Raw genomic sequence first — 14,766 nt, 5'->3', positions numbered from 1 at the left:
GCTGGGTCGCAAACGATCAAATGTGGGAGCCGGGCTTGCCCGGCCCCCACAAGGCTATGAGATAGTCAGGCTGGCGCGGAGCCGATTCCCGTCGTCGTTCTGACCCGACCTTCCAGCCTTCGCTTCAACCCGCGCGCTTCGATCACCAGCGTCGAACCCTTGGCCGCATTGGCACGTCCCCATTCCTCCAGCAACTCCAGGCAGGAATGGTCGATGTAACTCAAATTGCTCAACGGCACATGCACAGTGGTCCCCGCAGGCACCGTTGCCAGGACCTGCGTCAGAGCGGGCACCTTCAGGAAGGTCGCCGCCCCTGTCAGACGCAGCTCCATCTCTCCTTCCTGGGGCAAATCGATCAGGCTTACCTTCAGGCGTGAAGCCTTGAACGCCAGCTTCACCAGCGTCAATCCGAAGCCCACCAGCACGCCGGTCAGCAGGTCGGTGAAGATGATCGCCAACGCCGTGGCGGCATAGGTAAACATCGGCATCCGCCCATAGCGCCCCAGAGCCTTGAAGGCCTTGATGTCCACCAGCTTGATCCCGGTGTACACCAGTACACCCGCCAGGCTCGCTACCGGGATGCTCTGCAGCACGCTCGACAGCAATAACACGAATGCCAGCAGCCACAGGCCATGGAACATTGCTGAAAAACGCGTGGTTGCACCGGCCTGTACGTTGGCCGAGCTGCGCACGATCACACCGGTCATCGGCAAGGCACCGACCAAGCCGCAGAGCATGTTGCCTACACCCTGGGCGGACAATTCCTTGTCAAAATCGGAGCGCTGGCCGCTGTGCATACGATCAACCGCCGCGGCGGAGAGCAGGGTTTCAGCACTCGCAATAAAGGCTACCGCGAAAGCGGCGATCAGCAGTTGCGGGTCGGCCAGGTTCAGCAAGTCACTGGGGCGCAACCAATCGATGGCGTCGGCGAGGTTTTCCGGTACTTCCACACGCTTGACCTGCAACGCCAGCACCAGGCTCACAACGGTAGTCAGGCCCACACCCAGCAAGGCGCCCGGCACGAATCGCAGGCTTTGTGGGCGCAATTTATCCCAGGCGTACATCACCAGCATGGTCGACAAACCAAGCAATCCCGCCTGCCAGCCCAGGCCGCCGCCCAGGGTCGGGATGGCCTCAGCCAATGCCGCCGGGAAACCCGCCAGGTTATCCAGCCCGGAAGGCTTGGGCGCGCCGTCGAGCATCACGTGAATTTGGGATAGCACAATCAGCACACCAATCCCCGCCAGCATGCCGTACACCACCGCCGGCGCCGTGACGCGGAACCAGCAGCCCAGCCGCAAACGCCCGGCGACCAGTTGCAGAAAGCCCGCCAGCAACAGGATCGGCCCGAGCATCAACATGCCGTGCTGGCGCACCAGTTCAAATACCAATACAGCCAAACCGGCAGCCGGACCGCTGACCTGTAACGGCGAACCCGCCAGCCAACCCACCACCAGGCCACCGATGATACCGGTGATCAGTCCCTTGGCGGGCGGCATGCCGGAGGCGATCGCGATACCCATGCACAGGGGCAGGGCGACCAGAAACACAACCACGGAAGCGAGCAGCTCTCGTGGCAATACAGCTTTCAATTGAGCAGCACGCATAATGACTCTCCCAAGGCATTTACCGGGCGCGGCAAAGCCCGGCTGCGTCCATGGCAGCCACCGCTTTACCCGGCAGGGAAGTGTTTTAGAAGCGCGCTTTAGGCGTCGCGCAAGGGATCGGCCCGTCGCCGCCCAACGGTCGGAACGCCGACTGGTCGGCATCGTAGGCGCGGATTTCGCTGGTCTCGATGTTGTAGATCCAACCGTGGATATACAACTGACCATTGGCCATGCGCGAAGCCACGGAAGGGTGGGTACGCAAATGCTGCAGTTGGGCGATGACGTTTTCTTCGGTCAGCACCTTCATGCTCTCACCTTCATTGGCACAGTCGCAGTTGTCCTCGACCATGGACTTGGCAACCTCGGCGTGTCGCAGCCAGGCCCTTACGGTTGGCATTTTCTCCAGGCTGGCGGGGTTGAGGACCGCACGCATGGCGCCGCAATCGGAGTGCCCGCAGACAATGATGTGCTGCACGCCCAGTGCAAGTACGGCGTACTCGATGGCCGTGGAAACACCGCCGTTCATCTGCCCATAAGGCGGTACGACGTTACCGACGTTACGCGTCACGAACAGGTCGCCCGGCGAGCTCTGGGTGATCAGCTCAGGCACGATGCGCGAGTCGGCGCAGGTAATGAACATCGCCCGTGGGCTCTGGGCGGTGGCGAGCTTCTTGAAGAGTTCTTCCTGCTGGGGAAAGACGTCGTGATGGAAATGCAAAAAGCCGTCAACGATATGCTTGATCGCTGCATCGGCGGTTTCCGCCACCTGAGGGGCTGAAGCCGACGCAGCCAAAGGCTGTTTATCCTTGTCACTCATGATTCATCCTCTTGATTAATGCAGGGGAGTTTTCAGGTCAATTCGACGCCGGGCTAGAAGAACAGTTGCAAAAGCCATAAAACCGGGCCGCCGAATCATCAGTCATTCGCTGAACAAGGTAACCATCGAAACTTAACTCAACCTGAATGAACCGCTCTAGATCGAGGGTTTCATTGATGTCAAAACGCGACCATTCCTACAAAAATTTCGCATTTCACCTCTTCAGTCTACAACAAAGCAATCTGTCTGCCCGGTGGGCAAAATGCGGTGCAATCCAGATTGAAACCTTCCCGTCGATCGAGCCCCAGACGCTTGACCGCCTTGCTGAAGCGTTGAGCCAGCAAATCGGCAAACGGCCCTTCACCGCGCATGCGCACGCCGAAGCGGCTGTCATACACCTCTCCACCACGCACCTGGCGCACCAGGCTCATCACATGGGCCGCGCGCTGCGGGTAATGCGCCGCCAGCCACTCCTCAAACAGCGGCGCCACCTCCAGCGGCAGGCGCAGCATCATGTACGCCGCACTTTGCGCGCCGGCGGCATGGGCTTCGGTCAGCAAACTCTCCAATTCACTGTCGTTGATCATCGGGATCATTGGCGAACACAACACGCCCACCGGAATTCCCACCTCACGCATAACCCGAATCGCCCGCAACCGCGCCTTGGGCGCCGCCGTGCGTGGCTCCAGGATGCGCTTGAGTTCATCGTCCAGGCTGGTGAGGCTGATCATCACCGCCACCAATCGCTGGCGCGCCAGCTCGGTGAGCAGGTCCAGGTCGCGCAGAATCAGCGAGCCCTTGGTGATGATGGTCACCGGGTGTCGATAGCGCAGCAGCACTTCGAGGGTTTGTCGGGTAATCCTGTACTCGCGCTCGATCGGCTGGTAGGGGTCGGTATTGGAGCCCAGGTTGATCGGCGCGCACACATAACCCGGCTTCGACAGCTGCTGCTCCAGCACATCTGCTGCGTTGGTCTTGGCGATCAGCCTGGTTTCGAAATCCAACCCCGGCGACATGTCCCAATAAGCATGGCTGGGCCGCGCATAGCAGTAGATGCAGCCATGCTCGCAGCCGCGGTAGGGGTTGATGGAGCGATCGAACGGCAAGTCCGGCGAATTGTTACGGGTGATGATGCTCTTGGCCGTCTCGATACGCACTTCGGTGCCCTGGGTCGGTGGCACTTCCTGAAACCAGCCATCGTCCTCGGCTACGCTCACCGTAGGCGCAAAGCGATTATGCAGATTGGTGGCCGTGCCCCGGCCACGGGGCGGCAGCGGAGTAGACATAAAAGTGCCTCGACACTGTTTTTATATACAGTATCGAGGTGTAAAGGTTCTGACCAGTGCCGTTTGGCGGTCAGGCAAGGCTTAGTGTTTTTGTGTCACTTGCCCCAGGTCATCGCCAGAGGTGGTACGCATATCGTTCTTGCGCAGGTCCGTCACTTGACTGGCCTTTACTGGCGCACCCTGATTGCCCCAGCTGCCACGGATAAAGCTGACCACATCTGCCACTTCCTGGTCCGATAGACGCCAGGCGAATGCCGGCATGGTGAAGGTCGACGGCGCCGCGTGGGTTGCTGGCAAGGTGCCACCGTTCAACACAATGTTGATCAACGACGTGGCATCCGCCGTCTGCAATACCGGGTTGCCCGCCAGCGCCGGGAACACCCGCGTGTAGCCATGGCCGTCGGTACGATGGCAGGCCGCGCAGTTGTCGATGTACACCGAGGCGCCGCGCTGGCTGTCATCACCCTTCCATAATGCCTCGGCCACTTGCTTGTCGTACGCGTGCGATCGGTCCTTGGGATCCACCGCTGGCAGGCTTTTGAGGTAACGGGCGATAGCCGTCAGGTCATCTTCCGACATGTACTGCATGCTGTGGACGACAACGTCGCTCATGCCACCAAACACCGCACTTCGATCGCTGCGGCCAGTCTTGAGGAATTGCACCAGCTGCTCCTCGCTCCAGCTACCGAGACCGTCCTTGTGGTCACCGCGCAGGCTCTTGGCGATCCAACCTTCCAACGGCGCGCTGCCCGACAAGAAGGCGTTGCCGTCCGCAGCACTCAGGGCTTTTTCCTGCATGGTCAACGCCCTCGGCGTGTGGCACGCGCCACAATGGCCAAGGCCTTCCACCAGGTAGGCACCCCGGCTGGTCATCGGATCGGCGGCGGTTTGCACCTGATGCTCCTCGACTGAAGGTGCAAACATCCAGCGCCATGCCGCCAACGGCCAGCGCATACTCAGGGGCCACGGTATGTCGCTGTCCTTGTTCTCCTGGGCGACGGGCTCGACCCCCTTCATGAAGTACGCATACAACGCCTGCATATCGCTGTCGCTGACACGCGCATAAGACGGATAGGGCATCGCCGGGTAAAGCGTACTACCGTTCTTGGCGACGCCATGGCGCACGGCCTTGTCGAAGTCATCGAAGCTGTAGTCGCCCAGTCCGGTCTTGTCGGGGGTGATGTTGGTGGAATAGATCACGCCGATGGGGGTTTCCATCGGCAGGCCGCCGGCAAAGGGTTTGCCACCCTTGGCGGTATGACAGGCTACGCAGTCACCCGCGCGGGCCAGGTATTCACCTTGCTTGATCAGGTCAGTTTCAGCGGCGCTGATAGAGCAACTGCTGAACAGTGCGAAGGTCGCGAAAACAAGTGCTTTCATGGTCATCGCTCCTTATGCCTGAACCAGTGGGCCGGGGTTTTTCAGGTACTGCTCGCGGATTGCCCGCGCCGACCAGTAGGTCAACGCCGCCACCAGGCCTGTAGGGTTGTAGCCCAAGCCTTGTGGGAAAGCGGAGGCGCCGGGGACAAACACGTTGTGTACATCCCAGCACTGCAGATAACGGTTCAACGCACTGGTTTTCGGATCGGTGCCCATGATCGCGCCACCGTTGAGGTGGGTGGTCTGGTAGGACGCCGTATTGAAGTGCTCACCGACCTTTTTGCCGAGTACGGCAATCGCCTTGGGGTTCATCGCCTCGGCAACCTTGCCCATTTTCTCGACCATGAAGCGGTTCATCTTGATGTCGTTTTCCTGCCAGTCGAACGTCATCCGCAGCAACGGCTGGCCGTAGGCATCGCGGTACACCGGGTCCAGATCCAGGTAGTTCCCCCGGTAGGATTGATGGGCTCCGTGGGCATCCATCGACACTTGGTGGGTGTAGTAGTCGGCGGTGGCGCGCTTCCACGCGCTGCCCCAGGCCGGGGTGCCCGGCGGGTTGGACGTACCGGCAATCGGTCGGCTGCCGGCCTGGTTGACCCACATCGGCGAACCGCCCACAAAGCCATGGGGCCCGTGATCGAAGTTGTCAGCGTTGAAGTCATCGATGGCAACGCCGTTGCCGCCCGCGCCGATGAAGTTGTTGGTGTGGGTATCCTTGTCGAAGAACGCCTTGATGGTGGCCATGTTCTGGTAGGCAAAGTTCCTGCCCACCACGCCCTCGTTGGTAATCGGGTCGTAGGGCTTGCCGATGCCCGACAACAGCATTAACCGCACGTTGTGGAACTGGAACGCACCGAGGATCACCAAATCCGCCGGTTGCTCGCATTCCCGACCTTGGGCGTCGATGTAGGTCACACCGGTAGCCTTGCTTTTGGTGCTGTCGAGATTGACCTTGAGTACGTGGGAATTGGGCCGCAGCTCGAAGTTCGGCACCTGGCGCAACGCCGGCAGGATATTCACGTTCGGCGAGGCTTTGGAATACATGTAGCACACGTAACCACTGCAGAAACCGCAGAAGTTGCATGGGCCCATCTGCGCACCATAAGGGTTGGTATAAGGCCCCGAAGTATTGGCTGATGGCAGGTTGTAGGGTTTGTAACCTACCTCGATAGCTGCTTTCTGAAACAGTTGTGCGGAGACGGTGTTCTTCTGCGACTCCAGCGGGAACGGGTTGGAGCGGTCCGGTGCATAGGGGTTGCCGCCACGGCCTTCGCCGACCAGCTGACCCTTGACGGTCCAGGCCTGGCCGGAGGTGCCGAAGACTTTTTCTGCGTAATCAAAGAATGGTTCCAACTCTTCGTAGCTCACGCCGAAGTCCTGGATGGTCATGTCTTTGGGAATGAAGTGTTTGCCGTAGCGTTCCTCATAGTGGCTACGCATGCGCAACTCGATTGGATCAACCCGAAAATGCACGCCCGACCAGTGCAGCCCTGCGCCGCCCACGCCGTTGCCCGGCAAGAACGCGCCCAACTGACGGTTCGGCAGGGCAACGTCATTCACGCTGTGGCGAATGGTCACCGTCTCCTTGGAGATGTCCTGAAAGAGTTTTTTACGCACGCTGTAGGTCAACTCGTCGATGACCTGGGGATAGTTGCCGTCCGGGTAAGTGTCCTGCATCGGACCGCGCTCCAGCGCTACCACGTTGAGGCCTGCTTCCGTCAGCTCTTTGGCCATGATCGCGCCGGTCCAGCCAAAGCCTACGATCACTGCGTCTACTTTCTTCATGATGGTCGCCACGTTTATGCCCTCTCGCCGCGGATGGAAACTGCCGGGAAGGGGTATTGCTCGTTGCGTTCAACCCAGTCCATGAAGTCGGCACGGGCGCCGGGAAAGCCGATCATGGTCCAGCCGACCATGCCTTTGTTACCGCCGTGGATCGGGTCGCAAAAGAACCCTTCCTTGGTGTTTTGCAGCAGCAGGTTGAAGAAGATTTTCGGCGGTACGTCATCAAAGTGCGCAGCCACTTCACCGCCGCCAGCCTCAAGACGGCGCAGCATATCGTCTCGGGTAGCGCTGTCTTGCGCAGCAAAAGCTTTACCATTGAACGCTTTCGACCATGCATCCGTCGCGGCAATGCCCAGGCGATAGATCTCTTTGGGTACCAATTTGCTCTGCCAGCCCATCTCTGGCGGTGCGTCGGCATTGAACGGACCTTGCATGAACCACAGCGCACCACTGGCGTATGGCGTATTCATCTGGCGGTCGATGTATTCCGGTGCGCCAGCTTCCAAGGCACCCGGGCCTTGCTCATCGGCGGGGATCAGGCGCTCGACGGCGGCGTTGATAAACGCCCATTCCTCGGCCGTGAAATAAGTAGGCTCATAGGCCTTTTCACTCACTGCAGGCTTGGCCGGAGCGGCCCGTGCCGGCTCAGGCGTCGCCATCAGCATCGAGCCGCCAAGGCTGGTGCTGGCAACCGTGACCACCGGGATCAAGGTCAAGGATTTGCGCAGAAAGTCACGCCGGGGGTTGTCTTGTTCTTGATCAGACATGGTGGCACCTCATCATATGGTCACGGGTTTGTCCGCCGCTTCTGGGAGCAACGTGATGTGTATCAAGCCAGTGGAATGGAACACACTGGCAAACAATAGTTATAAATGATAGCAGCCTAAGAATCAGGGCGAATCGAATCAGCGACAAAAACACCAGGGCAGACGAGGTGTTCACTTTTCTTTGACAAACACCTCACGCCGTATTGAACCCCGGCTGGGCGATTCTGCGAGCCATCAGCCATTTCGCTTCTGGATCGCAAAGCCCATGTTCAACACTCGATTGCTCGCTGCCCTGGGCCTGGCACTTATGGCGCTGTTCACCGCCGTTCACGCCCAGGCCGATGAGACCTTCCATCCTCTCGCCGGAGTAGGCCCAGACCGTGGGCAAGCAGTTCAACCTGCACCAGATGACGCCAACACTCTACCGTAGCGCTTTGCCGGATAACCGCGCGCTCCCCGAATTGGCAAAACTCAAGATCGGTACGGTGATCAACTTAGGGCTTCAAGGACAGCATTCGCTACATGATGAAGGCGGATATCGAAAAAATACGCCCAGCGTTGGCAAACGGCGATTGCAGCACCAGTGCATTTGCACTGTGCTCGATGAACGACTGGCTGAAGCCGGCCGCAAGCGGCAAACAGATTATTCCTGTACTCCCAGAAAGAACGCCGAATTGATAGGTGTGTTTGCAGGTAAACACATCACCAATCGGCGTTCCTGTCTTTGAAAACGTCGGATCAGTAAAAACTTAAATCTTACCGGGAACCTTAACGCCTCCGCCTCGACCATCGGATTCAATGGCGATGTGGGTGTTGTTACCCCAATTGCTAAATTCCTCTGCGTGATCCTGTATCTGAGATTGCTTCTTCAGGGCCTCCTTACCACGGTCCGGAAGGTCAGACGGTACAGGGAATGCCTTGCCGTGCTTTATGGCTTCTGCCATTTCATGGGTTTTCTCAAGGGCCTGCTCCTTGAGATTAACGCCGTAAAAGCCGAGTACCAAGTCAAGCGGAGCGATACCTTCCGGGCTTTGTTTAAGTATCACGCCTCCCTTGGGAGCAACGACTTTGGCCACTTCGACTATCGGCGTGAGCGATTGATTGAAACGCGGGAATTTTTCCGAAAATTCTTCGGGGGTGTATTCAAACGATCCTCCATCCAGCGTAGAGGCATGAAACTTACCCGTCGTTGTGTCGTACCTGAAACTGGCGGGGTCCATCTTGTACTCCTCGGCCCACACCAACAGCGTACCGGTTTTGAATGCTGAATTTATCGACTGGAGCCATGGATGGAGCTTTGTCTCTGGGGGTACCTCGATATTTATGTCTTGCCCGGATTTATCAGCCTCCGTCAGGCTCCCCATTTTATCGGCGGCCGCTATAGCGACTTTGGTTTCGGCCATCTCCCTCATTTCTTTGGGAGTAGGTGGATAAGTGCCGACCGGCTTATTGAGGTTTTCAGCGTATTTCGCTTCCTTTGTCTGCAACGCCTGCTGTTGTTCTGCAAGTGCCTGCGGGCTACGCTCCTTGATTTCCGGTTGGCGATCAAACTCCTGTTCCGTCGCTAACTTCCGTCCCATTTCATTGATCTTTGCGATGTTTCTTTCTGTGGGGTCCAAACCATAGAAGCTTTGTACCAGATCAAGACCAGCTTTGTTGTCCGGATATTTTTTCAGCCTCACCCCTCCCTCCGGCGCAACCACATTAGCGACGTCAGTGATAGGCGCGAGCCCACCGCTATATTTCGGGTAAAGCTTATCGAACTCTTCAGCCGTGAACGTCAGCGTTTCTCCGTTAATGGTTCTCACGCTAAACATCTTAAGAGATGAGGAATAGTTCAAGGTGTTCAGATCCGCATCATAATTCTCAGCCCACGCCGTGAGGATCTTATTATCAAACGCAGCGTTTATCTGCTGCAGCCATGGAAACAATTTGGATTGCTGAGGGATATCGATCAGTGGAGTGGATTCGTATAAGTCCGCCTGATCCATTTTTGCCATGACGTTTCCTGTGGCTTTGGCAATGGTACTTTCTGCATCAAAAGTCTCAAAGTCAAAATCGGGACGCGATTCGACTTCAGGCGCCAACGTGCTGACGTAGGCCCTTTCTTTCTGCTCCATGGCTGCTCGGTATTTTGCAACGTCTGCTACAACGGGCAACTTCTGTTGAGCGGCACTTGGAAATTCGCCTTCTTCTTTCAATTTATTTGCGATTTCGTGATACTTATCAAGTGACTTTTCACTGGGGTCCAAGCCGTAGAAGCTTAGAATCAGATCGAGGCTGGCGCTGCCCTCTGGATATTTCTGAAGCTGGACACCCCCCTTTGGAGCAACGACTTTTGCAATCTCAACGATGGGATCAAGTGCCTCTTTATAGCTTGGGAAGTTTGAGGCAAACTCACTGGGCGTGTAACTCAGGTCTTTACCATCAAGTGTCTTGGCATGAAAAACGTTCGTTGAAGTGTCGTACCGAAGGCTGGCGGAATCTATCTTGTTGTCAACCGTCCAATCGCGCAGTATTCGGTTGGTGAACGCGGCAGACACCTGAAGCTTGAACGGATAAATCGTAGACTTTCCGGGTACGACAACTTGTGGTGATGGTCCCCTCAGATCGTCCCCTGTTTGTGCCTTCATCGTTTTTGAAGTTTCGTGTGCGAGCAATGCGTCACCTTCATACCTGTCGAACACAGCATCAAAGTCACTAATATGTTGCGCCGTAGTCATTGAAGGGTCGCCGGGGATATTCCCATATTTTTTTTCCCACTCGGTCTGCGCTTTTTTTATTTCCGTCGCTTCTTTTTCTAGCGCTTGTCCGATAGGCGTTTTTTGATGATAAACGCTGGCGTCGCGTTTCCTTCGGCTCGGGCCAGCACTATTCGCATGTTCATGATGGATTAATACTTGTTTCCTAAAGGTATCTTTCGCCTTCGTTTCTTCTGCAGTCATCCGGGACTTTGGGGTTAGCGGTTGAACAAAGCGTTGCTCAGGAACACCCTCCGACTTAGGTGTATTGCTATCCGGTCCTGGCATCAGCAGAGGTACATAATTTTTGGATTCTCTTACTACGGTCAAGATGATTCTCCTGTAGGACAAATAGCCGTAAGCATACGGAATAGATATGAGCTTACTGTGTGACTATCGCCACGCGAGGCGTTCCATAGGTCTTTGTAAACACGCATTTCATAAGTGCTTTATATTTCAGCAACCCTACAGGAATTATAGATAAATTTGCCTGGCAGTATTAAAGCTGATCACGGTTATCTTTCAGCGTAATACTTATGCGCTACTTAATAATGTTAAAGCCTATGGCTTGTCCAATAGAACAAAGCACAAACACAGCGGCCAAGTCCGTCACGAGCAAGGCGAAGCCCTGAAATGCATGACGACTATCAAATCCCGACGGACATCATGAGGTTTAGCCGATAGGGTGGGGGGTTGATCAGACCGCATACAAGCAGATGAAACAACGGGTAAATCGTCCCCCTGAGGCGGTACCCCAGGGGGGCCGTCAGTCTTTTTTCAGCTTCGGATTAGGAAAAAACTGCACCGCCTGCACCTTCGGGTCCGCCGGTGCTTTCAACGCCGTGGTATTGACCCGCGTGCCCAATTCCCTGGGCACCGACAACCCTTGATCATTCAGCGTGTCGGTATAGCCGCAGGCCACGCACTCACGGTGCGGCACGTTGTCCTCGGTCCACATCTTCAGCTTGTCCGGCTCGCTGCACGCCGGGCAGACCGCCCCGGCGATAAATTGTTTTTTGGTAATCACAGGCCCTTCACTCATGCTGCCGCGTCCTCGCTCAGGCCGCTGTGGCGCAAGAGTGCGTCGATCGACGGCTCACGTCCGCGGAAGTCGACGAACAGCACCATCGGCGCCTGGGAACCGCCTCGCGCCAGGATCGCCTCGCGGAAGGCGCGGCCAGTCTCAGCGTTGAGCACACCCTCTTCTTCAAACTTGGAGAAGGCATCCGCCGACAGCACTTCGGCCCACTTATAGCTGTAGTAACCCGCCGCGTAACCACCGGCGAAGATGTGCGCGAAGCTGTTGGGGAAACGGTTGTAGGCGGGCGGGCGCATCACCGACACCTCATCGCGCACGCCTTCCAGCACCTGGGCCACGCTGCGACCATCACCGTGGGTAGCATGCAGTTCGAAGTCGAACAGCGAGAACTCCAACTGACGCACCATCATCAGGCCGGACTGGAAGTTTTTGGCTGCGAGCATTTTTTCCAACAAGTCCTGGGGCAGTGCCTCGCCGGTTTCGTAGTGACCGGAGATCAGCGCCAGGCCTTCCGGCTCCCAGCACCAGTTCTCCATGAACTGGCTCGGCAACTCCACCGCATCCCAGGCCACGCCGTTGATACCGGACACACCGGCGTGTTCAACGCGGGTCAACAGATGGTGCAGGCCATGGCCGAATTCGTGAAACAGCGTGGTGACTTCATCATGGGTCAGCAGGGCAGGCTTGCCGCTGTCAGCCGGGGTGAAGTTGCAGACCAGATTGGCCACCGGGCTTTGCAGCACACCGTCGACCTTGCGGCGACGGTCACGTGCGCCGTCCATCCACGCGCCGCCACGCTTGTTGGCGCGGGCGTACAGGTCGAAGAAGAAGCGGCCGACGTGCTGGCCATTTTCCTTGATTTCAAACAGGCGGACATCCGGGTGCCAGGTGTCGAAGCCTTTTTGCTCGGCGATTTCAATGCCGTACAGACGTTGCACGATGGCGAACAAACCGCTCAACACTTTGTCGATCGGGAAATAGGCGCGCAGGGCTTCCTGGGACACGCTGTAACGCTGCTCACGCAGTTTTTCGCCGTAGAAACCGCTGTCCCAGCTTTGCAGATCGGCGCAGCCCTGTTCGGCGGCGTAGGCCTTGAGCTGTTGCAGGTCCTGGGCGGCAAACGGCTTGCTGCGCTTGGCCAGGTCGCGCAGGAAGCTCAGCACCTGGTCGCTGGACTCGGCCATTTTGGTGGCCAGGCTCAGCTCGGAGAAGGAGGTGTAGCCCAGCAGCTTGGCCAACTCCTGACGCAGATCGAGGATCTGTTCCATCACCGGGCCGTTATCGTTCTGACCGGCATTCGGGCCTTGGTCCGACGCACGGGTGCAGTAGGCTGCGTAGACTTCTTCACGCAGGGCGCGATCCTGGGCGTAGGTCATCACCGCGTAGTAGCTCGGGAATTCCAGGGTGATCAGCCAACCGTCGAGGCCTTTGGCCTGGGCGGCGGCCACCATTTGCGCCTTGGCCGAATCGGTCAGGCCGGTGAGGGTGGCTTCGTCGGTGACGTGTTTGGTCCAGGCCTGGGTGGCGTCCAGCAACTGGTTGGAGAATTTGCTGCCCAACTCGGACAGTTTGCTCTGCACTTCGGCGTAGCGCTTTTGCTGCTCCGGCGGCAGGTCGATGCCCGACAGGCGAAAATCGCGCAGGGAGTGTTCCAGAATGGTTTTTTGCGCCACGTCGAAACCGGCGGCTTCCGGGCTGTTAGCCAGGGCCTCGAAGGCTTGGAACAGCTCGCGGTTCTGGCCCATCTCGGTGGAGTAAGCGCTCAACGCCGGCAGGCAGCTTTCATAGGCTTCGCGCAGTTCGGGGCTGTTGCACACGGCATTGAGGTGGCTGACCGGGCTCCAGGCGGCGCCCAGGCGGTCATTCAGTTCGTCCATGGCCAGGACCAGCCCGGCCCACGTCGGATTTTTACCCTGGCTTTGCAGGATGTCTTCGATGGCAACACGGTTGTCGGCGAGGATCTGTTCGATGGCCGGCTGGACGTGCTCGGCACGGATCGCCGAAAACGGCGGCAGGTCGTAGGACTGCAGAAGCGGGTTGTTCGCGCTCACGGTTGGCACCTTGGCTGAAGAAACTGATAAGACAAAGATGGGGCCATCTTAATTACAATCAACACCCACCGCAGCTATCAGCAGAAGAGAGAGAGGCTATCGTGACCCTTCGCACCTATCAGAACCACACGCCAGCCCTGGGCGCCGGGGCTTTTGTCGATATTTCGGCGGTGGTGATCGGCGATGTCGAAATCGGCGCTGACAGCTCCGTGTGGCCGCTGACCGTAATTCGCGGCGACATGCACCGCATCCGCATCGGTGCGCGCACCAGCGTGCAGGATGGCTGCGTGCTGCACATCACCCATGCTGGCCCCTTCAATCCGGATGGCTTCCCGTTGCTGATCGGCGACGACGTGACTATCGCCCATAAAGTCATGTTGCATGGCTGCACTGTGGGCAGTCGCATCCTGATCGGCATGGGCAGCATCGTAATGGACGGCGCCGTGGTGGAAGACGACATCATCATCGGGGCCGGCAGCCTGGTACCGCCGGGAAAGAAACTCGAAAGCGGTTTTTTGTATGTCGGCAGCCCGGTTAAACAGATCCGCCCGCTGACTGACAAGGAACGCGCCTTTTTCACCTACAGCGCTGCGAACTACGTGAAGCTCAAAGACCTGCACCTGGCTGAAGGATTCGATCAATGAATTACCAAACCGTGCTGTTCGACCTGGATGGTACCCTCACCGACCCGCGCGAGGGCATTACCCGCTCGATCCAGTACGCACTCGGCAAACTGGGGATTGAAGAGCCGGACCTGACCAAGCTCGAACACTTCATCGGCCCGCCTTTGCTGCAAGCATTCATGCAGTTCTATGGTTTCGATGAAGCCAAGGCATGGGAGGCGGTGAATTTCTATCGTGAGCGTTTCAAAGTTACCGGACTGTATGAGAACCGCGTGTTCGATGGTGTGCTGGCGCTGCTGGAAGATTTGAGCGACCAAGGTCGGCAGCTGTATGTCGCGACCTCCAAACCGTGGGTGTTTGCCCGCGAGATCGCCCGGCACTTCGATTTCGCCAAACACTTCAAGGTGATCTACGGTAGCGAACTGGACGGCACGCGCACCAACAAAGTCGAGCTGATCGCCCACCTGATGAGCGAGGAAGGCCTGGACCCGGCCACCACGCTGATGATTGGTGATCGCAAGCATGACTTGATCGGCGCGCGCAGCAACGGGCTGGATTCGGCGGCGGTGGGGTATGGGTTTGGCAGTTTTGAAGAGTTGACTGCCGAGGCGCCGACCTGGCATTTTGAAACCTTGCAGCAGATGCATCAGGCGTTCCTGCAACGCTGACA

The 14,766-nt window shown here is 57.7% G+C and carries 11 protein-coding genes and 1 pseudogene; 3 read left to right on the top strand and 9 right to left on the bottom strand.

Annotation, left to right across the window (positions count from 1 at the left end; all coding sequences use genetic code 11):
* Window positions 1–65: 65 nt before the first annotated feature.
* The 6 genes from LVW35_RS00275 to LVW35_RS00250 all read right to left on the bottom strand — a co-directional run bounded on the left by LVW35_RS00275 (window position 66) and on the right by LVW35_RS00250 (window position 7,642).
* Window positions 66–1,607: a SulP family inorganic anion transporter gene (locus LVW35_RS00275; RefSeq protein WP_233893127.1), complete on the bottom strand. Its 1,542-nt coding sequence runs from the start codon at window positions 1,605–1,607 to the stop codon at window positions 66–68.
* An 85-nt stretch (window positions 1,608–1,692) separates the two neighbouring features.
* Window positions 1,693–2,424, bottom strand: coding sequence for a carbonic anhydrase (locus LVW35_RS00270; RefSeq protein ID WP_233893126.1), 732 nt, complete (start codon window positions 2,422–2,424; stop codon window positions 1,693–1,695).
* Window positions 2,425–2,651: 227 nt separating this feature from the next.
* A complete protein-coding gene (locus LVW35_RS00265) occupies window positions 2,652–3,710 on the bottom strand; it encodes a PA0069 family radical SAM protein (RefSeq protein ID WP_233893125.1) in 1,059 nt (352 codons plus the stop codon).
* Between the two features lie 81 nt (window positions 3,711–3,791).
* Window positions 3,792–5,090, bottom strand: coding sequence for a cytochrome c (locus LVW35_RS00260; RefSeq protein WP_233893124.1), 1,299 nt, complete (start codon window positions 5,088–5,090; stop codon window positions 3,792–3,794).
* 12 nt (window positions 5,091–5,102) lie between these two features.
* Entirely contained in the window at window positions 5,103–6,887 is a 1,785-nt protein-coding gene (locus LVW35_RS00255; RefSeq protein WP_233893123.1) for a GMC family oxidoreductase, read from the bottom strand.
* A gap of 2 nt (window positions 6,888–6,889) precedes the next feature.
* Window positions 6,890–7,642, bottom strand: a complete 753-nt coding sequence (locus tag LVW35_RS00250) for a gluconate 2-dehydrogenase subunit 3 family protein (protein ID WP_233893122.1) — start codon at window positions 7,640–7,642, stop codon at window positions 6,890–6,892.
* Window positions 7,643–7,907: 265 nt separating this feature from the next.
* Here LVW35_RS00250 and LVW35_RS00245 point away from each other — a divergent pair.
* A pseudogene (locus LVW35_RS00245) lies at window positions 7,908–8,320 on the top strand (hypothetical protein).
* 71 nt (window positions 8,321–8,391) lie between these two features.
* Here LVW35_RS00245 and LVW35_RS00240 read toward each other — a convergent pair.
* The 3 genes from LVW35_RS00240 to prlC form a co-directional block, all read right to left on the bottom strand.
* Window positions 8,392–10,713 carry a hypothetical protein gene (locus LVW35_RS00240; RefSeq protein ID WP_233893121.1) on the bottom strand — a complete coding sequence of 774 codons (2,322 nt, stop codon included), beginning with the start codon at window positions 10,711–10,713 and terminating at the stop codon, window positions 8,392–8,394.
* Window positions 10,714–11,149: 436 nt separating this feature from the next.
* Entirely contained in the window at window positions 11,150–11,425 is a 276-nt protein-coding gene (locus tag LVW35_RS00235) for a YheV family putative zinc ribbon protein (RefSeq protein WP_233893120.1), read from the bottom strand.
* Window positions 11,422–13,473 carry an oligopeptidase A gene (prlC, locus tag LVW35_RS00230; RefSeq protein ID WP_233893118.1) on the bottom strand — a complete coding sequence of 684 codons (2,052 nt, stop codon included), beginning with the start codon at window positions 13,471–13,473 and terminating at the stop codon, window positions 11,422–11,424. The genes LVW35_RS00235 and prlC overlap by 4 nt, the downstream gene beginning before the upstream one ends.
* A gap of 101 nt (window positions 13,474–13,574) precedes the next feature.
* Here prlC and LVW35_RS00225 point away from each other — a divergent pair, with 101 nt between their 5' ends.
* Both LVW35_RS00225 and LVW35_RS00220 read left to right on the top strand, forming a co-directional pair.
* A complete protein-coding gene (locus LVW35_RS00225) occupies window positions 13,575–14,117 on the top strand; it encodes a gamma carbonic anhydrase family protein (protein ID WP_233893117.1) in 543 nt (180 codons plus the stop codon).
* On the top strand, window positions 14,114–14,764 hold the full coding sequence (locus LVW35_RS00220) for an HAD family hydrolase (protein WP_233893116.1): 651 nt from the start codon (window positions 14,114–14,116) through the stop codon (window positions 14,762–14,764). The genes LVW35_RS00225 and LVW35_RS00220 overlap by 4 nt, the downstream gene beginning before the upstream one ends.
* Window positions 14,765–14,766: the final 2 nt, after the last annotated feature.

It is taken from the genome of Pseudomonas sp. HN11 (assembly GCF_021390155.1).
In the GTDB taxonomy this organism is placed as follows: Bacteria; Pseudomonadota; Gammaproteobacteria; order Pseudomonadales; family Pseudomonadaceae; genus Aquipseudomonas.
The sequence above is the reverse complement of the archived record's forward strand: the minus strand, read 5'-3'. Positions and strand labels throughout refer to the sequence as shown.